The sequence below is a fragment of the Rhodococcus sp. Z6_132 genome, assembly GCF_058133635.1.
This window is the reverse complement of the sequence record NZ_JBYUNP010000001.1, coordinates 522,119-540,103: the sequence shown is the minus strand read 5'-3', so window position 1 is coordinate 540,103 and position 17,985 is coordinate 522,119. Positions and strand designations below refer to the sequence as shown.

18 protein-coding genes are annotated in these 17,985 nt (G+C 71.0%); 3 read left to right on the top strand and 15 right to left on the bottom strand.

What is annotated here, in order from left to right; genetic code table 11:
• Positions 1-98 precede the first annotated feature (98 nt).
• The gene (locus AC3YO9_RS02485; RefSeq protein ID WP_127784166.1) at positions 99-503 is read left to right on the top strand and encodes a DUF8819 family protein; all 405 of its coding nucleotides are present in this window, start codon (positions 99-101) and stop codon (positions 501-503) included.
• Here the strand turns inward: AC3YO9_RS02485 and AC3YO9_RS02480 are convergent.
• Entirely contained in the window at positions 500-1,237 is a 738-nt protein-coding gene (locus tag AC3YO9_RS02480) for an acetoacetate decarboxylase family protein (RefSeq protein WP_489982016.1), read from the bottom strand. The two genes, AC3YO9_RS02485 and AC3YO9_RS02480, sit on opposite strands and share 4 nt — an antisense overlap.
• Positions 1,234-2,094 (bottom strand): SDR family oxidoreductase, encoded by an 861-nt coding sequence (locus AC3YO9_RS02475; protein WP_489982015.1) that lies wholly within the window; start codon positions 2,092-2,094, stop codon positions 1,234-1,236. Before AC3YO9_RS02475 ends, AC3YO9_RS02480 begins: the two co-directional genes overlap by 4 nt.
• A gap of 85 nt (positions 2,095-2,179) precedes the next feature.
• On the opposite strand from AC3YO9_RS02475, the gene AC3YO9_RS02470 reads away from it, so the two are divergent.
• Positions 2,180-3,379, top strand: coding sequence for a cytochrome P450 (locus AC3YO9_RS02470; RefSeq protein ID WP_489982014.1), 1,200 nt, complete (start codon positions 2,180-2,182; stop codon positions 3,377-3,379).
• A 73-nt stretch (positions 3,380-3,452) separates the two neighbouring features.
• Here AC3YO9_RS02470 and yut read toward each other — a convergent pair whose 3' ends face one another.
• The 12 genes from yut to AC3YO9_RS02410 form a co-directional block, all read right to left on the bottom strand.
• Positions 3,453-4,517 (bottom strand): urea transporter, encoded by a 1,065-nt coding sequence (yut, locus tag AC3YO9_RS02465; protein WP_241249164.1) that lies wholly within the window; start codon positions 4,515-4,517, stop codon positions 3,453-3,455.
• A 46-nt stretch (positions 4,518-4,563) separates the two neighbouring features.
• The gene (locus AC3YO9_RS02460; protein ID WP_241249153.1) at positions 4,564-5,517 is read right to left on the bottom strand and encodes an urease accessory protein UreD; all 954 of its coding nucleotides are present in this window, start codon (positions 5,515-5,517) and stop codon (positions 4,564-4,566) included.
• Positions 5,514-6,182, bottom strand: coding sequence for an urease accessory protein UreG (ureG, locus tag AC3YO9_RS02455; RefSeq protein ID WP_127784162.1), 669 nt, complete (start codon positions 6,180-6,182; stop codon positions 5,514-5,516). Before ureG ends, AC3YO9_RS02460 begins: the two co-directional genes overlap by 4 nt.
• Positions 6,183-6,201: 19 nt before the next feature.
• The gene (locus tag AC3YO9_RS02450) at positions 6,202-6,924 is read right to left on the bottom strand and encodes an urease accessory protein UreF (RefSeq protein ID WP_489982013.1); all 723 of its coding nucleotides are present in this window, start codon (positions 6,922-6,924) and stop codon (positions 6,202-6,204) included.
• Complete coding sequence (locus AC3YO9_RS02445; RefSeq protein WP_489982012.1) at positions 6,908-7,534, bottom strand: urease accessory protein UreE; 627 nt, start codon at positions 7,532-7,534, stop codon at positions 6,908-6,910. Before AC3YO9_RS02445 ends, AC3YO9_RS02450 begins: the two co-directional genes overlap by 17 nt.
• A gap of 9 nt (positions 7,535-7,543) precedes the next feature.
• On the bottom strand, positions 7,544-9,262 hold the full coding sequence (locus AC3YO9_RS02440) for an urease subunit alpha (RefSeq protein WP_127784160.1): 1,719 nt from the start codon (positions 9,260-9,262) through the stop codon (positions 7,544-7,546).
• Positions 9,263-9,306: 44 nt separating this feature from the next.
• Complete coding sequence (locus AC3YO9_RS02435) at positions 9,307-9,732, bottom strand: urease subunit beta (RefSeq protein ID WP_127784159.1); 426 nt, start codon at positions 9,730-9,732, stop codon at positions 9,307-9,309.
• 44 nt (positions 9,733-9,776) lie between these two features.
• Positions 9,777-10,079: an urease subunit gamma gene (locus AC3YO9_RS02430; RefSeq protein ID WP_127784158.1), complete on the bottom strand. Its 303-nt coding sequence runs from the start codon at positions 10,077-10,079 to the stop codon at positions 9,777-9,779.
• Positions 10,080-10,451: 372 nt separating this feature from the next.
• Positions 10,452-10,931, bottom strand: a complete 480-nt coding sequence (locus AC3YO9_RS02425; RefSeq protein ID WP_489982011.1) for a PLD nuclease N-terminal domain-containing protein — start codon at positions 10,929-10,931, stop codon at positions 10,452-10,454.
• A 283-nt stretch (positions 10,932-11,214) separates the two neighbouring features.
• Positions 11,215-12,486: a competence/damage-inducible protein A gene (locus AC3YO9_RS02420; RefSeq protein ID WP_489982010.1), complete on the bottom strand. Its 1,272-nt coding sequence runs from the start codon at positions 12,484-12,486 to the stop codon at positions 11,215-11,217.
• Between the two features lie 72 nt (positions 12,487-12,558).
• Positions 12,559-13,695: an oxidoreductase gene (locus AC3YO9_RS02415; RefSeq protein ID WP_489982009.1), complete on the bottom strand. Its 1,137-nt coding sequence runs from the start codon at positions 13,693-13,695 to the stop codon at positions 12,559-12,561.
• Positions 13,692-14,174 carry a nuclear transport factor 2 family protein gene (locus tag AC3YO9_RS02410; RefSeq protein WP_489982008.1) on the bottom strand — a complete coding sequence of 161 codons (483 nt, stop codon included), beginning with the start codon at positions 14,172-14,174 and terminating at the stop codon, positions 13,692-13,694. Before AC3YO9_RS02410 ends, AC3YO9_RS02415 begins: the two co-directional genes overlap by 4 nt.
• 80 nt (positions 14,175-14,254) lie before the next feature.
• On the opposite strand from AC3YO9_RS02410, the gene AC3YO9_RS02405 reads away from it, so the two are divergent.
• Positions 14,255-15,277, top strand: coding sequence for a magnesium transporter CorA family protein (locus tag AC3YO9_RS02405; RefSeq protein WP_489982007.1), 1,023 nt, complete (start codon positions 14,255-14,257; stop codon positions 15,275-15,277).
• Here AC3YO9_RS02405 and AC3YO9_RS02400 read toward each other — a convergent pair.
• Entirely contained in the window at positions 15,274-17,913 is a 2,640-nt protein-coding gene (locus AC3YO9_RS02400; RefSeq protein WP_489982006.1) for an amino acid adenylation domain-containing protein, read from the bottom strand. The two genes, AC3YO9_RS02405 and AC3YO9_RS02400, sit on opposite strands and share 4 nt — an antisense overlap.
• Between the last annotated feature and the right edge of the window lie 72 nt (positions 17,914-17,985).

Below are 17,985 nucleotides of genomic sequence, written 5' to 3'. Positions count from 1 at the left end.
TGTGATGCGCCCACCGGTCTGGCTACGCCCTCGTAGGTTACGCCGCCGTAGGTTGCCGGGGTGCCTGCTCCTCCCGCTGGAGCAGGCACCATGGAGACATGAGTGACGAGTCCCCCAACAACAGCCAGATCGACGAGACGTCGGCGGCGCTGCTGCACGCCCGCGCGGTGGTGCTGCACGACATCGTGGCCTGCGGCGCTGACGTGCCCGGGATCGTGGACGTGCTCGACGCCGCGGTGCACGAGCGGGAGTGGTGGGTGCGCCGCTGGCCGGAGGGAATGCAGTTCCTGGCCGGCCAGGTGGCTCAGGACGTGCAGGACCGGTTGGTGGACACCGAGGGGCGGTGGCCACCGTGTCCGGTGCACCCCGACGAGGCACTGCAGCTGGAGCCGCCGCTGGGCGCCGACCCGCGCTGGGTGTGCGGACGCGGGTGCGGTGAGGTCGCCGCGCTCGGTGCGCTGTCCCCGCAGTCCGGCTCGGAGGCCCAGGGAGGCAGGAGCTAGACGGTCTCGGCTTCCTCGAAGGTCATCTGCACCGATCCGATGCTGCTGCTGAGCATCGGCCGCTTGGGCAGACCCAGCTGGCGCAGCTCGTCGGCCCACGGGTGCTCACCCAGCACCAGCTTGGCCCCGCCCGGGCGGAACCGGGTGCCGGAGGCGTCCATCAGCCAGGGCACTCGGCGCAGCACACCGTCCATGTGGGTGTAGGCGTCCAGCGAGGTGGCGACGCCGCTGCCCGGCACGGGCACCCCGCCGCCCACGGTGAGGTCGAACACCAGCTGGTCGTCCAGGCGCAGCTGGCCGCGCCGGCCCGCGGGAGTGTCGGTGAGGTCGATCTCGGACATCACCTTGGGGAAGCCCCAGATGGAGCGTCCGGCCTCCAGCGTGAAGCCCTGGTCGACCGGGAGGCGGTGGATGAACACCCCGGCCTTGCCGGTCAGCAGGCTGCGCAGGTCGCCGCGCTTGGGTCCGGCTCCCTTGGGCCGCACCATGAACCCGACGCCGTACTCGTGGTACTGGCCGAGGTCGCCGTCGACGTAGTTCACGAACAGCACCGCGCAGATCGCCCGGCCCGGCCGGTGCTGGAGCAGCTCCAGGCCGGAGTAGTCGATGACCTGCTGGGCGGGCCGCACCGGGACCGAGAACATCGCCACGTGGGCGCTGGCCTCCCGGATGCGCACCGGCATGGTGACCTGCTGGCCCTGCACCAGGTGGACGCTTGGTTCACTGATCGTCATTGCACTACTCCCCGCAGGCCGTCCTTGCCGTACACGCCCTCGAGCATAGAGCTGAAATCCGGTCCGCGGCGGAGCATCTGGCCGCCGTCGACGTTGATGACCTGCCCGGTGACCCAGCTGGAGGCGGGTCCGAGCAGGAACTCCACCAGGTTGGCGACGTCAGCCACCTCGCCGACCCGGCCGAGGGGGGTGCACTCGAGGTAGTCGTCCAGGATGGGACCACCCTCGGTGATCATGGCGACCAGCTCGGTGCGCGTGAGGCCGGGGCGCACCCCGTTGACCCGCACGCCGCTGGCGCCGAGCTCGTCGGCGGCCAGCTGCACCAGGTGGTCCACCCCGGACTTGGAGACGCCGTAGGCGCCGAACCAGCGGTGGGTGTTGCTGGAGGCGATGGAGGACACCGCGACGATGGATCCGCCGCCGCCGCGGACCAGCTCCCGGGCGGCGTGCTTGATGGTCAGCATGGTGCCCGTGACGTTGAGGTCCACCGTGCGGCGCCAGGCCTCGGTGTCGAGCTGGGTGATGGGCGCGATGGTCTCGTTGCCCCCGGCGCACGCGACCACGCCGTGCAGCCCGCCGTGCCGGGCGGTGGCGGCCGCGACCGCCGCGGCCACCGACTCCTCGTCGGTGACGTCGGTGGCCACCGCGGAGGCGGTGCCCGACGCGCCGGACTGTTCGGCGGCGGCGGCGAGCTCGGCGACGGCCTTGTCCAGCCGCTCCTGGCTCCGGCCGCAGATGGTGACCTGGGCGCCGCCGCGGACGAGCAGGTCGGCCACGCCCAGCCCGATCCCGCTGCCCCCTCCGGTGACCAGGACCGATCGTCCCGCCAGCCCGCCTGCCCCGCCGCTGTTCTGCACAAGTTCCCCTTCCGTAGTGGAACACGTTCTACCATGATGTAGGTCACACCCGGCGACGGGCAACCTCATGAACGGCGGTAGCGCGGTGGCAGCTCTCTCGGTTGACCTCCTGGACGGGCGCTTCTACTCCGGAGACCTGGGTGACCCACGTGCGGCCTACCGGTGGATGCGGGAGAACCAGCCCGTCTACCGCGACAGCAACGGGCACGCCGCGATCGCCACCCACGCAGCGCTGCTGGAGGCCGAGCGGATGCCCGAGGTGTTCTCCAACGCCGGCGGCATCCGGCCGGAGACCGGCGCGCTGCCGCAGATGATCGACATGGACGACCCCGAGCACAAGCTGCGGCGGCTGCTGGTCAGCGGTGGGTTCACCCGCAAGAAGGTGGAGGCGAAGACCGAGGAGATCCGCGAGCTCTGCGACCAGCTGATCGACGCGGTCTGCGAGCAGGGGGAGTGCGACTTCGTCCGCGACCTCGCGGCCCCGCTGCCGATGGCCGTGATCGGCGACATGCTCGGGGTGCGCCCGGAGCAGCGCGAGACCTTCCTGCGCTGGTCGGACGACCTGGTGAAGTCGCTCGGCAGCAACGCCACGCCGGAGGGCCTGCAGGCGGCGATGCAGGCGTACATGGACTTCACCGCGTTCACCATGGGCATCATCGACCAGCGTCGCAAGGAGCCCACCGACGACCTGACCAGCCTGCTCATCAACGCCGAGATCGACGGCAACCGCCTCACCGACGAGAACATCGTGGGCGAGACGCTGCTGATCCTCATCGGCGGTGACGAGACCACTCGGCACGTGCTGAGCAGCGGCATGGAGCAGCTGGTGCGCCATCCCGAGCAGCGCGACAAGCTGGTGGCTGATCCCGCGCTGATCCCGTGCGCGATCGAGGAGATGCTGCGCTGGGCCTCCCCGATCAAGAACATGTGCCGCACCATGACCCAGGACCTCGACTACCACGGCACCGAGCTGCACGCCGGGGAGAAGGTGCTGCTGCTGTTCGAGTCGGCGAACTTCGACGAGGCGGTCTTCGATGGCCCGGACGTCTTCGACATCGCGCGCACCCCCAACAACCACCTGGCCTTCGGCTTCGGCGCGCACTTCTGCCTGGGCAACCAGCTCGCCCGCCTGGAGGGCCGGCTGATGTTCGAGCAGCTGATGGCCCGCCTGCCGGACATGGAGCTGGCCACCGACGAACCGCTGCCCCGCCGGCCGGCGAACTTCGTGTCGGGGCTGGAGCAGATGCCGGTCCGCTTCACGCCCACGGCCCGCCGCTCCGGCTGAGTCCGGTCCCGCGGGTGCCCACCACCGCAGGCACCGCTCGGCGCAACCGCTGAGGGCAGGGGCGGGATGCTGCTCAGTGCGCCTGGGCGCCCGGCGAGCCCGACGACCCTGGTGAGTCCGGGGACAGCGCCCCGTGCACGATCGGCTTGTTGTGGGGCACCGGGGCGAACTTCTTCTGCGGCAGCAGGAACAGCCACGTGGCAAAGACGAACGGCGCAGTACCGGCCGGCAGGCCCACCGGCTGCAGGCCGGAGGTGAGCGTCCCGTGGATCACCACGGTGAACAGGATCCCAAAGATGGTGTAGGCGAAGGACTTCAGCCCCGGCCGGTAGAAGGTGCAGCCCAGGGCGATGCCGGTGAGCACTGCACTGAAGCCGTACAGGCCCTTGGCGACGTCGGAGGTGTCCGCGCCCAGCGACAGCACCGCGATCATCGCCGTCACCGACCCGATCAGCGCGTAGCCGGCCGCCCACGCCGAGGAGCACAGCAGCCCGAGCACGAACAGCACCCCGGTGACGGTGTTGTCGATCAGGAAGATCTGGGCGATGTTGCGGAACAACGTGTCCCACAGGAACTGGAAGCTCCAGTCGATGCTCGTGTCGGCCTCGGCGACCGGGGTGGGCAGCCGGTTGGACGCCAACCCGGAGGTCTCGATGCGCAGGAAGTTGAAGGCGGCGAGCAGGAACACCCAGTTGACCAGGTTGAACGGGAAGGTCAGCGCGGACACGCCCCAGCTCTTGAACTGGGCGGAGATGGCCATGAAGACCACGGTCGAGACCGCTGATCCCACGACGAGGTACACCCACAGCAACCAGCCACCGGCCAGGAACGTGGGGAAGGCCGCACCCACCAGGATGCCGTTGTAGCCGTAGAGACCCTGGTCCATCGAGTCGTCGTCGGAGTTCAGCAGCAGCCCGGTGACGGTGGAGACCACCAGCCCGACGACCGCGCCGACGGCCACCGACACGGTGTCGGCGGCGATCGCGCCCCAGAAGATGCCGGCCAGGAAGAACAGGCCGGTGAGCGCGTTGCCCTGGAACATCACCTGCCCGGCGCCCTTGAGGTTCCAGTCGAGGAAGCCGACCGCCGGGTAGGCCTTGGACCAGCTGTTCCACGTGCTGCTCAGCATGTCGGTCATTCGCACACCTCAGGTCGGATCTGGGGGTGGGTGAGGATCAGCCCGCTCAGCCCCACAGCGGCTTGTCGGGGATGGGTTGGTCCAGCACCTCGTGGCGCACCAGCCGCCAGAACTCGCGGATGGCGGCGTGCACCGGCTCGGTCTCGGTGCCCAGCACCTTGAACACGAGCCCGGCCTGGTGCGGCAGCACGCTGGCGCCGCACACCACCCGTCCGTCCGCGGAGGGACCGGTGGGCACCTGCTCGAGGACGGCGGCAGCGTGGTGGGCGGGGGTGAGCAGGAAGACGTTGCCGAACACGTCGTGCTCGCCCATCACGCCCGCCTGCCGCACCGAGCGCTGCTTGGGCTCCACCAGCAGCTTCTCGGTGAACAGGTGCTCGCCGTCGGGGCGTCGCGCCGTCATCCCCATGGACAGCAGGTCGTAGACGAACAGCTCACCGCCGGCGTGGTGCTTGCGTCCACCGAGGACCACCTCGGAGTACAACAGCGTGGCGGTGGGGTGGATGGTGACCTCGGTGCGCGCCAGGTACCGGGTGTCTCGGTGCGGGATCAGCGTGCCCGGCATGAGCTCGAGGTAGGAGTCCTCGTCCAGGGTGAGCGTCTGCACCATGGAGGCGAAGTTGGCATCCATCCGGTGCACCTTGGTGGCCGACTGGGTGGTCACGTGCGCCATCGAGCCCGGCTCCATGTCGATGCGCACGTACAGCCGGTCCCCCTGCAGCACGCAGCCGGAGGTGGAGATCATGTAGACGCACGGCAGCCCGCGCACCACGGGGTCCCAGTACAGCGCCTGCTGCACCAGCAGAGGCGTCTTGCGGTACAAGTCGGTCATCAGCGACCGGTCGCCGCGCTGGGCGAACCGCATCCGCAGGATCCCGGTCTTCATGAACCCGCCGGCCGGGGCTTGCCCCGGCTCGTCCTGGTACGGGGCCAGCTCCGGCACGTCGAGCAGCTCGGTGGGCAGCTCGTCCAGCGCCTCGGACGACTCGACGGTGGTCACGGGCCCGCCGTGCCGGCAGCAGCCACCCCGTTGCTGGTGCCCTTGTCGCTGCTGTCGAAGAGCACGCCGTGGTCGATCAGCTCGACCACTTGCTGGATGCCCTCGCCGGTCATGCAGTTGGTGAACACGTAGGGCTTGCCCGGCCGCATCAGCGCGGAGTCCCGGTCCATCACCCCGAGGTCGGCGTGCACGTAGGGGGCCAGGTCGGTCTTGTTGATCACCAGGATGTCCGACTGCGAGATGCCGGGGCCGTCCTTGCGCGGGATCTTGTCGCCGGCGGCCACGTCGATGACGTAGATGAAGTAGTCCACCAGGGCCGGGCTGAACGTGAGGGTCAGGTTGTCGCCCCCGCTCTCGATGAAGACCACGTCGGTCTCCGGGAACTGGGTCTCCATGTCCTCGACCGCGGCGAGGTTCATGCTCGGGTCCTCGCGAACGGCGGTGTGCGGGCAGGCGCCCGTCTCCACGCCCACGATCCGCTCCTCCACCAGCACGCCCTTGAGGGCGCGGCGCACGTGCTTGGCGTCCTCGGTGGTCACCACGTCGTTGGTGATCACCAGCACCGTGGTGCCCCGCTTCACCAGCTCTGGCGTGATCGCCTCGATGAGCGCGGTCTTGCCCGAGCCCACGGGCCCCCCGACACCGATGCGCGTCGTCTTCTTCATGTGTCTCCTCTGGTGCTCGCTAGTTCATGAACATCCGGACGTGGGCCTGCACGTGCACCGCAGCGAGCACGTCGGTCATCGGGGCGAAGGTGCACATGTCGGTGAGCGCACGGTCGCGCACCAGGGCGTACTCCGCGGCGGCCTGCTCGTTGACCGCGAAGAGGATCGACTGGGTGGTGGTGTGGTCCACCCGCAGCAGGCGCAGGGCGGCGCCCAGGATGGTCATCGCCACGCCGTACTGGTGCACGGCGAAGGCGTCCTCCTCCGGCGAGCCCATCTCGGCGAACACCACTCCCAGCCCGGCCGGGAACGTCCCCGGCGCCTCGCCGCTGGTGATCGCGGACAACCACGTGCCGAGCACCGGGTTCGCGGTGTTCTCGGTGAGCCGGGTGCCCAGCTGACCCAGCTTCTTGCCCATGCGCACCGACATCAGCCGGGTCTCCTCGTTGAGCTTGCGCACGGTCACCGCGTGGTCGGCGCTGAGCACACCGGCGAAGTCCCCGGCCAGCGCCGCCCGGTGCGCCTGCAGCACCGCGACCCCGTCCCCGGTCGCCGCCTGGTGGGTGGCGGTGTGGACGTACTCCCGCAGGCTCTCCGGGCCGGTCACCTCCTGCTGGGCGACCGCTGACTCCAGGCCGCTGGAGAAGGAGAAGGCCCCGATCGGCAGCATCGAGTCACCGAACTCCATCACCCGCATGGTGCGGGTGATGGCGTCCGCGCCCGTCTCAGGCGAGCGGGTCATGGGTGTGGCCCTCGCCCTCGCGCGCAGCGGCGCCGAACAGCCGCCGCGCCTCGTGCGGGGCCAGGTAGGGGATGACCTCGGCGCCGGGCAGGAAGCTGTGGCTGACCCCCTCGAAGGCGTGGGTCCGCATCACCGAGCCCATCACCGCCTTGTCCACGGTGAGCGGGACGTAGACCTTGGTGCCCTTGACCACCGCGGGCCAGTGCTGGTTGCCCAAGGCGTGGCCGAGCTCCAGGCAGGTCTGCACCACCGTCTCCGGAGCCTGTCCGAGCACCCCGGCCAGGTCCACCTCCAGGACGTCCTTGAGGTCGATCCGTGCGACCACGGCAGTGGCGCTGGGCTCGTCCCAGGCCAGCACGTCGCCGTCGCGCAGCTGGGCGCCGCGCTCCAGCGACAGCGTGACCTCCTGCCCGTCCTCCGTGGTCCGGCGCAGCCGGCTCTTCTGCGCCTCCCACTGGTCCAGGGCGAGCACGTCCACGGTGGCGCTCGCCAGCTGTCGCTGCCAGTTCTCGTCGCTGGTGTTGCCCAGGATCGCCTCGACCCGCAGCGGCTGGGTCGGGTGGGCCTGCCCGGTCTGGTGCGTCCCGGTCTGGTGCGTGGTGTGTGACAACGGTCCTCCTCAGCTGAAGAAGTGCAGCTGGTTGAGTGCCAGCGACTGTGCCGGCTCGGCGTAGACGTGCTCGCCGTCGGCCTTCACCGCGAAGGTCTCCGGATCGACCTCGATGTCAGGCAAGGCGGTGTTGCGGACCATGTCCTGCTTGGTCAGCTCCCGGCAGTGCCGCACCGGCAGGACGATGCGGTCCAGCTCGAGGCGCTCCTTGATGTCGTTGTCCATCGCGGCCTGGGAGACGAAGGAGATGGTGGTCGCGCCCAGCGCCTTGCCCATCGCTCCGTACATCGGCCGGTAGATCACCGGTTCCGGGGTGGGCAGCGAGGCGTTCGGGTCGCCCATGGCGTACCAGCTCGGCACCCCGGCCTTGATCACCATCTTGGGCTTGGCCCCGAAGAAGGCCGGCTCCCACAGCACCAGGTCGGCCATCTTGCCCGTCTCGATGGACCCGAGGACGTGCGCGGTGCCCCACGCCAGCGCCGGGTTGATCGTCACCTTGGCCAGGTAGCGCAGCACGCGGAAGTTGTCGTTGCCGGCCGCGTCCTCGGGGAGCTTGCCCCTGGCCTTCTTCATGGCGTCGGCCAGCTGGATGGCGCGCAGGAACGACTCCCCGACGCGTCCCATGGCCTGGGAGTCGCTGCTGATGATGGAGATGGCGCCCATGTCGTGCAGCACGTTCTCCGCCCCGATGGTCTCCGGCCGCACCCGGCTCTCGGCGAAGGCGACGTCCGAGGGGACCTTGGGGTTGAGGTTGTGGCAGACCATGATCATGTCGAAGAGCTCGGCCTGGGAGTTGATGCCGTAGGGGATGGTCGGGTTGGTCGAGCTGGGCAGCACGTTGTTGTAGCTGGCCACGCGCAGCAGGTCGGGCGCGTGCCCGCCGCCGGCTCCCTCGGTGTGGTACGTGTGGATCGTCCGGCCCTCGAAGGCGGCGATGGTGTCCTCCACGTAGCCGGACTCGTTGAGGGTGTCGGTGTGGATGGCTACGCCGACGTCCTGCTCGTCGGCCACCGCCAGGCAGGCTCGGACGGCGGACGGCGTGGACCCCCAGTCCTCGTGGATCTTGAACCCGGCGGCGCCATTGATAATCTGCTCGGCCAGCGAGCGCGGGTTGGAGCTGTTGCCCTTGCCGCACAGCCCGATGTTGATCGGGATCCCCTCGTAGGCGCGCAGCATCTGCGCCAGGTTGTAGGTGCCTGCGGTGATGGTGGTGCCGTTGGTGCCGTCGGTGGGACCCATGCCGCCGCCGAAGAGGGTGGTGATGCCGTTGCTCAGTGCGGCCTCGGCCTGCTGCGGCGCGATCATGTGCACGTGGGCGTCGGTGGCGGCGGCCGTGAGGATCATCTTCTCGCCGGAGATGGAGTCGGTGCCGGTCCCGGTGGTCATCCCCACGGTGACGCCGGCCATGGTGGAGGAGTTGCCCGCCTTGCCCACGCCGGCGATGCGGCCGTTCTTGATGCCGACGTCGGCCTTCACCACGCCGATGGTCGGGTCGACCACCACCACGTTGGTGATCACCAGGTCGAGGGCGTCGTTCTCGCTGGTCGCCGAGGCGTCCGAGCCCATGCCGTCGCGAAAGGTCTTGCCGCCGCCGTAGATGATCTCGTCGCCGATCACCCGCAGGTCCTGCTCCACCTCCACGTACAGGTCGGTGTCGCCCAGACGGATCTTGTCCCCGGTGGTGGCGCCGAACAGCCCGGAGTACTCGAGCCTCGAAATCTCAGCCATGTGGTCTGTCCTTTCAACGATCAGGGGTCTGAGCAGGGTCGAGGTCAGCTGCCGGAGAAGCCGAGCTCCTTGGCGCGCTGGGCGGCCTCGGCGGCGCGCGGCCGGTAGCCGGCCTCGACCGGGGCCCAGCCGTTGACCAGGTCGTTGAAGCCGTGCACCCGCTGCTTGCCGGCGAACGGGACCAGGGGGACGTCCTTCTGGTCACCCGGCTCGAAGCGGATGGCCGTTCCGGCAGGAATGTCCAGGCGCCACCCGAAGGTCTCGGCGCGGGGGAAGGACAGGGCGCGGTTGACCTCCATGAAGTGGAAGTGCGAGCCGACCTGGACGGGCCGGTCGCCGGTGTTCTTGACCGTGACGGTCTTGCGCTCGCGGCCTGCGTTCAGCTCGACCGGCTCCTCGCGCAGGACGTAGCCCCCGACGGGGGCCTGGTTTCCCTCGGTGGTGGCTCCGGACTTCTGGGGGTTGGACATGCGTGCTCCTCGAGTGGGACGACCTCAGGTGGGTGGGCGGGCAGTCACTGGATGGGGTTGTGCACGGTGACGAGCCGGCTGCCGTCCACGAACACGGCCTCGACCTGGATCTGCTCGATCATGTCGCTGACGCCGGGCATCACGTCGTCGGCGGTGAGCACGTGGGCGGCGCTGTGCATGACGTCTTCCACGGTCTTGCCCTCACGAGCACCGTCCAGCGCGGCGGCCGTGATGATCGCCACCGACTCGGGATGGTTCAGCTTGAGGCCCTTGTCCTTCCGGCGCTGCGCCACCTCGGCGACCATGTAGATCGTCAGCTTGTCCATCTCTCGCGGGGTCAGATGCATCGCTCTCTCCTGCCGGTAGGGACTGGGCCCGGGTGGACGGCTGAGCCACCGGGTGCGCACAGGGGGCGGGCACGGCACGTGGTGCTGGAGCCCCGGCGGGACAGCAGGGTCGTGCTGCTGTTCAAGATTGGCTTCACCGCTAAGCGAGAAGAATGCGTCAACCTGGCCAAGAATGGCCGGAAAGGATGACGGGACGCGAATGTCCTGCAATTATCATTTCTGTCCAGAACGGACAACTATCGTACAAATCGCCTGGTCAACGCCCTAATGGCCGTTGCCGAGAGCATCTTCTCCGACCTGATCGACGGTACGCGCGGTGCGCTCGGGCGGTCAACGTGAGAGCAATTCTCGCGAGCCCAGCCGCCCGGGGTGTCAGCGCGCCGAGACGGTCGGTCCGGCCGCGGTGTCGGTGGTCGCCCCCGCCCCGTCCGTCGCTGGTGCCTGGGGGGCGTCGGAGCTACCGGCACCAGTCCGCACGCCGGCCAGTGCGTGCGCCTTGAGCGAGTCGAACTCCTCCCGGCTGATGACGTCCGCGTCGAGCAACCGGCGCGCGGTCTCGATCTGCTCTGCCGGCGAGGTGCCGGCGACCTGCCTGATGTAGGCCGCCTCGCGCTGCTGCTCGGCCTGCATCGACCGGCGGGAGCGCTGGGCCATCCCGTCCCCCCGGACGACCAGGTACACCAGGGAGGTGAGGACGGGGAAGAGCAGCAGGAACACCACCCAGGCCGCCTTCGCCCCGCCACTGGGCTCGTGGTCGGAGAAGAGGTCCGCGAAGATGGAGAACAGGATCACCAGGTAGGCGATGAACCCGAAGACGATGACGATGTACCAGAAGACTTCCCAGAACGACATGGCGTGGTCCTTGTCTCGCGCGGCCCTGGAGGGGCCGGTCGAGGAACCGGGTCGTGCTCGCGGTGCGCCGCCGTTGGCGGAGCCGATCCCTCGCGGGAGGAGCAGCTGGTTGGCCGTCCTCCGGGCCGCGCCAGAGGAGCTGCTCACCGGTGGAACAGCCGGCACGCGCACGCGCCGGCTACCTCACTGTACTGCGCAAAACCGCTGGTAGGAGCACCGCAGTGGTGCGCGCGGTCGTCGAGGTTGGGTGGTCGTTCGCTGCGGTTCGCGCTGGGACTGGCGCTCAGCTGAGCAGCTCGCGGAGCAGGTGCATGGCCACGGTGACCGAGCGCTCCCGCACGTCGGCCCGCGAGCCCGGCACCCGGATCTCGCGGCTCAGCGTGCGCTCCGGACTGCTGGCGCACAGGTGCACCAGGCCCACCGGCTTCTCCGGCGTGCCGCCGCCGGGCCCGGCCACCCCGGTGATGCCCACCCCGACGTCGGCCCCCAGCCGCTCGCGCACGCCGGTGGCCAGCGCCTCGCCGACCTCCTTGCTCACCGCGCCGACCGCCTCGACCAGTTCGGCCGGCACCCCCACCACGCCGCTCTTCACCGCGTTGGCGTACGCCGCGACCCCGCCCAGCACGCGCACCGAGGAACCGGGCGGGTTGGTCAGCCGGGCCACCAGCAGGCCCGCGGTGCAGCTCTCGGCGGTGGCGATGGTCCAGCCCCGCCCGTCCAGCAGGTCGGCCACCTGGTCGTCCACGGTGGACCCGTCGGTGGAGTACACCGCGTGGGGGTAGGTGTCGGCCATGGTGCGGGCCAGCCGCTGGTAGGCCTCCTCGGCGTCCGGCTCGTAGCGGGTGACCACCTCCAGCTCGCCGCCCCGCAGGCAGGTCGTCACCTCGAGGTCGCCCAGCACGTCGTCCAGGCCACGCAGGGTGGCGGCCAGCTCGGGCTCCTGCACGCCCCACAGGCGCAGCGTCTGCTGGCGCAGCTCGGCCCGCTCGGCGAGCGCGGTGCGCACCAGCGGCGAGGCCACCGCGGCCGGCCACATCCCCTGCAGCTCACGCGGCGGGCCCGGCAGCACCAGCACGGGCGGGCCGCTGCGGCCCTCGGCCACCGGGACCACCAGCCCGGGGGCGGTGCCCACCGGCTCGAGCACCTCGGCGCCCTCGGGGACCATCGCCTGCTTGCGGATCCCGGCGGCGGCGGCCTCGGCGTCGATGTTCCAGCGCAGTCGGGCGGAGAGTCGCTCGATGATCGCGGCCACCCGCTGCTGCAGCTGGGGGTCCAGCCGCGACTGCCGGCCCTGGAACTCGCCGACCACGGCGGCGGTGAGGTCGTCGGCGGTGGGCCCCAGGCCGCCACTGGTGATCACCAGGTCGACGCCGGTGCTCACCGCGAAGGACAGCGCGGCGGTCAGCTCGCCGGGGCGGTCGCCGACCACCACGGTGTGGCTGATGTCCACCCCGAGCAGGCGGAGCTGCTCGGCCAGCCACGGGCCGTTGCGGTCGGCCACCCGACCGGTGAGAACCTCGGTGCCGGTGACGACGACGGCTGCGCGTGCGCTCATCGGCTCAGCCTAAGGGGCGCAGGTGGCGTCGACCGGCGGACGCCGGCGGCACGGCCCAGCAGAGCGAGTGGGTCAGTACAGGCGGCGCAGGTGCTCGCGGGGGTTGAACAGCGGCAGGTCGGCGCCGGAGACCAGCGTGCCGGCCACGGCGGGGTCGGCCAGGTGCAGCCGGCCCACGGCGACCAGGTCGAACTCGTCGGCGCCCAGGCGCTCCAGCAGCCCGTCCAGGCTGGCCGGCAGCGCGGGCGCGGCGTCGCGCAGCGAGGCGGTCAGCCCCACGCTGCCCACCGCCATGCTCAGCGCGCCGGTGAGCTTCTTGGCCCACCCGGCCAGGGTGAGGTCGCTGCCGTCGAACGCGGGAGCGTCGAAGTAGCGGGCGCTGGCGTCGAGGACGTCCACCCCCGCCTCGACCAGTGCGCCGAGCACCACGCCGAGCTCCTCGGGGGTCTGGGCGGTGCGAGCGGTGTAGTCCTGCTGCTTGTGCTGGGAGAAGCGGAAGAACAGGGCAGCGTCGGTGCCGATGGCGGCGCGGATGGCGCGCACCACCTCCGCCGGGAAGCGGGTGCGGGACACCAGGTCACCACCCCAGTGGTCGGTGCGGGTGTTGGTGGAGTCCCACAGGAAGGCGTCCAGCAGGTAGCCGTGGCCGCCGTGCACGGCGACGCCGTCGAAGCCCACGTCCATGGCGTTGCGGGCGGAGCGGGCGAAGGCGTCGATCACCGCGGTGATGTCGTCGTCGGTCATCGCCGGGGTGGGCGCCGAGGCAGCCTCGATGTAGGCCTCGGGGTAGACGGTGCGCCCGACCTTGCCCCAGGTGCCGGAGGGACGCATGGACACCGCGTGGGAGTCCACCGCGTTCATCGCGCCCCACAACGGACCCACGTGCCACAGCTGCGGGATGATCCGGCCGCCCTCGGCGTGCACCGCCTCCACCACGTGCCGCCACCCCTCGAGGGCGGCCGGGTCGTGCAGGTTGGGCACGTTGTCGCTGTCCACCGCGCTGTGGTGGTCGACGGCCACACCCTCGGTGACCACCAGGCCCGTGCCGCCCGCGGCCCGGCGACGGTAGTAGTCGAGCACGTCCGGCCCGGGCACCCCGCCGGGGGAGTGCTGCCGGGTCATCGGCGACATCACCACCCGGTTTGGCAGCTGCAGCGACCGCACCGAGAGCGGGCGGGCGAGGGGGGAGGTGGCCAGGCTGGAAGTCACGTCGATGCGCTCCGGTAGTCGTAGAAGCCGGGGGTGGTGTCCACCCGCAGCCGGGTGAGCCTGCGGTGGCTGATCAGCCACGCGCCGTCCACCTTGTGGTACTGCTCGTGGTAGTGGCCGAAGCCGTGCAGCAGCTCGTCCTGGTCCCCGTTGCGCCACCAGAGCTTGTCCTCCATCGCCCAGGTGCCGTGGGCGGTGGTGTCGGAGTCCAGCACGATCTCGGGGGTGTGCCCGTGGTGCACGCTGGTGACGGTGGTGGGGCCGTCCAGGGTGGTGCGGATGGCCCGGGTGAGGGCCTCGCGACCGATCACCTGCCGGCCCACGTAGGCCTCGCTGACCACGTCCGGGGTGTGCAGCTCGCCGTAGCGGTCCCACTGCTTGGTGTCCATCACCCGCAGGCGCTGGGCGAAGAGCCGCTTGATCTCCTCGATGGCGAGCAGCTGCTCGGCCAAGCTCGTCGTCAGCGCTGGCGGGGTCACGCCTGGGACCGTCGCACCACGATCACCGACGGTCAACGTCCGGACCTGCTCAGTGGGACCTCGGCTGGCACACTGGCGCAGTGATCGACATCGAGCCGGGCCGCGCGTGCGCCCAGACCCCCACCCGCTGCGACGCCCGCACCCGGCTGTACCGCGACGGGGTGCTGGAGTCCGAGGGCTTCCCGGTGGAGCAGATCAGCGACCACCTGGGCGACGACCGGGTGGTGGTGTGGCTGGACCTGCTCGACCCCGAGCTGGACGACCTGGTGGTGCTCTCCGAGGAGTTCGGGCTGCACCCGCTGGCGCTGGAGGACGCGGTGCACGACCACCAGCGGCCGAAGGTGGACCGCTACGGCACGCACCTGTTCCTCACCTCCTACGGCGCCTGGCTGGACACCGACAGCGCCGAGCTGCAGACCACCGAGGTGGCCGCCTTCGTGCTGCCGCAGGCGCTGATCACCGTGCGCAAGGACGACCGGCTGCGCATCGAGAGCGTCATGCAGCGCTGGGACGACAACGCGGACCTGGCCAAGCACGGGGTGGCGTTCCTGCTGCACGGGCTGCTGGACTTCATCGTGGACGGCCACTTCGAGACGGTGCAGCTCCTCGACGACGCGATCGAGGACCTCGAGGACCAGCTGTTCTCCGACGAGCCGCAGGGCAAGGAGGTGCAGCGTCGCAGCTACGAGCTGCGCAAGTCGCTGGTGCTCACCCGGCGGGTGGTGATGCCCATGCGCGAGGTGCTCAACACGGTGATGCGTCGCGACCTGCACGTGCTCGACGAGGAGATGCTGCACTACTTCCACGACGTCTACGACCACGTCCTGCGCGCCACGGAGTGGACCGAGAGCCTGCGCGACCTGGTGACCACCGTGCTGGACACGCACCTGACCATGCAGGGCAACCGGCTGAACGAGATCATGCGCCGGCTCACGGCGTGGGCGGCGATCATCGCCATCCCCACCGCCATCACCGGCTTCTACGGGCAGAACGTGCCCTACCCCGGCTTCGAGCAGTGGTGGGGCTTCCTCTGCAGCCTGGCGCTGATGGTGGGTGTCGCGGGCGGTCTGTTCCTGGGCTTCCGCCGCAAGGGCTGGCTCTAGCTCTCCACCGGCGCGGGCTCGGCCTGGGCCGTTGCGGCGCCCTTGTCTGCCTCGGTGCGGATGCCGGTCAGGATGGCGGTGGCCATGTCCTCCACGTGCGGAACCTGCAGCAGCGAGGCGTGGTCGCCGACGAAGGTGTGCACCCGCAGCGGCCCCCGGTGCAGCTCGCGCCAGCCGAAGCTGGAGTCTCCGCTCTCCGCAACGGACTCGGTGGTCACGAACAGCTCCGCGGGCAGGTCCAGCCCAGGCCGGTCGTAGCGGGCGCCGACGACGTTGGCGGCCCGGATGTCGAACACCTCGTCCGGGGCCGCGGCGTGCACCCCCTGGCGCAACGCCCGCAGCGGCACCTCGCGCAGCTTCTGCAGCCGGTGGCGCCAGCCGTGCTCACGCAGGCGCTGCAGGCGGGCCCACAGCGACAGCGCCGGCAAGGCGGTCCGGCACGCCGTCGGCGCGGGCGCGTCCAGCAGTCCCACCCACTGCACCTGCTCGCCGGCCTCGCTGAGCCGCCGAGCCAGCTCGTAGGCGACGAGCCCACCGACGGAGAACCCCGCCAGCAGGTACGGGCCGTGCGGCTGGACGTCGCGGATGGTGGCCAGCATGGGCTCCGCCAGGTGCTCCACCGTCTCGTCCTTGGCGAAGCGCCCGTTCGGGTTGGCCGGGGTGAGGGCGTGCACCGGGAGCTCCGCGCCCCAGGTGCGGGTGAGGTGCCGACGGCTCATCGCCGAGGGCAGGTCGGGGTAGACGCAGAACAGCGGCGCCAGTGCGTCCCCTGCCTCCGGCGCCGGCCCGCCGTCCAGCAGGGCCGCCAGCCCGGCCACGGTGGTCCCGCGGTCGAGGAAGTCGCGCACGGTCAGGGTGGGCCCGGGCTGCTCGTTGAGCCCGGCCACCAGGCGGGCGGCGAGCAGGGAGTCGCCCCCCAGCACGAAGAAGTCGGCGTGCACGTCGGTGACCGGCGCGGGCAGCACCGAGGTCCAGAGCGCCGCCACCCGCTGCTCGGTGGCGGTGCGCGGCGCGGTGGCGTCCTGGGCGGCGTGCTCCACGCCGGGCGCGGGCAGGGCCCGGCGGTCGAGCTTGCCGCTGCTGGTGCGGGGCAGCGCGTCCAGGTGCACCACGGCGCTGGGCACCATGTAGTCGGGCAGGCGCTCGCGCACCCAGCTGCGCAGCTCCACCGCGGTGGGCTGGGGCTCGGTGGTCGCGGCCTGTCGGGCGCGGGCCTCGGGGGTGCCGATGACGTAGGCGACCAGCTGCAGCTCGCCGTCGGTGTTCTCCCGGGCGATGACGCTGCAGCTGCGCACCTCCGGGTGCCCGGCCAGCACGGCCTCCACCTCACCCGGCTCCAGCCGGTAGCCGCGGATCTTCACCTGGTCGTCGCCGCGGCCGAGGTGCTGCAGGCGACCGTCGGCCAGCACGCGGCCCAGGTCGCCGGTTCGGTAGAACCGAGCGCCGGCGGCGTCGGTGCCGAAGCGCGCGCTGTGCTCCTCGGGGCGGTTGAGGTAGCCGCGGGTGACGCCGGCCCCGCTGATCACGATCTCGCCGGTCTCGCCGTCGGGCACCGGCTCGCCGTGGGCGTCGCACACCTGCACCTGGGTGCCGGGCAGTGCGCGGCCGACGGTCACCGTGTCACCGGCCGTGACCGGGCCGACGGTGGACCAGACGGTGGTCTCGGTGGGGCCGTAGACGTTCCACACCGCGGCGCACGCCTCGAGCAGCCGGCGGGCCAGGCGGTCGGTGAGCGGCTCGCCGCCGGCGACCGCCACCAGCCGGCGGTCGCCCCGCCAGCCCCCGTCCAGCATGGCCGTCCAGGTGGTGGGGGTGGCGTTCATGACGGTGGCGCCGGAACGCTGCACCAGCGCACCGAGCGAGTAGGGATCGGCGGCCTCGTCCTCGGTGGGCAGGATCAGCCGCGCGCCGGTGGCGAGGGTGCTGAAGATGTCGCCGGCGGAGACGTCGAAGGTGTACGCGGCCAGGGACAGCACGGAGTCCGTGGGGCCGATGCCGAGGGCGGGGAAGAGCTCGCGCACCAGGCGAGCGATGTTGTGCTGCTCCACGAGCACGCCCTTGGGCAGACCGGTGGAGCCGGAGGTGTAGAGGATGTAGGCGACGTCGTCGCGGGCCGGGTCGGTCCGGCCTGCCGTGCCCGTGGGGTGCGGACCCGGGCGGTCGGCGTCGGGGCTCGCGTCCAGCAGCAGCACCGGCAGGTCGGACGGGAGCTTGTCGGACACGGCGGGCAACAGGTCGGTGCGGGTGAGCACCAGCGAGGCGGCGGTGTCGCTGAGCATGAAGCGGCAGCGCTGGACGGGCTGGCGGGCGTCTATGGGCACGTAGGCGGCGCCGCTGAGCAGGATCCCGAGCAGGGCCTCGACGAGGCCGCACGAGCGGTCGAGCACCACCGCCACCACGGTTCCGGGCCCGGCACCGGCCGCGCGGAGGCGGTCGCGCACCTGCGTGGCGCCGGCGACGACCTCGGCGTACGTGCGCTGCTCGCGGCCCACCGTGAGGGCGGCTGCGGAGGGGGTGCGGGCAGCCTGGGCGAGCACGAGGTCACCGACGAGCGATCCGGGCTCAGTCGTCTCGGTGGCCGCCGACGCCAGGGCCGAAGCCCCGGCGTCAGCTCCGTCGTCTGCCGCTACCTGCACTGAGTCCCGCTTCCCCGCCATGGGCAAACCCTAATGCCCAGGTAAACGACTTACCAGGTTTCCCACCGTGTT

Excerpts from the sequence above, each read along its gene's own strand:
- AC3YO9_RS02485 (WP_127784166.1), top strand. The coding sequence starts at position 99 with ATGAGTGACGAGTCCCCCAACAACAGCCAGATCGACGAGACGTCGGCG.
- AC3YO9_RS02480 (WP_489982016.1), bottom strand. The coding sequence starts at position 1,237 with ATGACGATCAGTGAACCAAGCGTCCACCTGGTGCAGGGCCAGCAGGTC.
- yut (WP_241249164.1), bottom strand. The coding sequence starts at position 4,517 with ATGACCGACATGCTGAGCAGCACGTGGAACAGCTGGTCCAAGGCCTAC.
- ureG (WP_127784162.1), bottom strand. The coding sequence starts at position 6,182 with ATGAAGAAGACGACGCGCATCGGTGTCGGGGGGCCCGTGGGCTCGGGC.
- AC3YO9_RS02450 (WP_489982013.1), bottom strand. The coding sequence starts at position 6,924 with ATGACCCGCTCGCCTGAGACGGGCGCGGACGCCATCACCCGCACCATG.
- AC3YO9_RS02440 (WP_127784160.1), bottom strand. The coding sequence starts at position 9,262 with ATGGCTGAGATTTCGAGGCTCGAGTACTCCGGGCTGTTCGGCGCCACC.
- AC3YO9_RS02435 (WP_127784159.1), bottom strand. The coding sequence starts at position 9,732 with ATGTCCAACCCCCAGAAGTCCGGAGCCACCACCGAGGGAAACCAGGCC.
- AC3YO9_RS02430 (WP_127784158.1), bottom strand. The coding sequence starts at position 10,079 with ATGCATCTGACCCCGCGAGAGATGGACAAGCTGACGATCTACATGGTC.
- AC3YO9_RS02425 (WP_489982011.1), bottom strand. The coding sequence starts at position 10,931 with ATGTCGTTCTGGGAAGTCTTCTGGTACATCGTCATCGTCTTCGGGTTC.
- AC3YO9_RS02420 (WP_489982010.1), bottom strand. The coding sequence starts at position 12,486 with ATGAGCGCACGCGCAGCCGTCGTCGTCACCGGCACCGAGGTTCTCACC.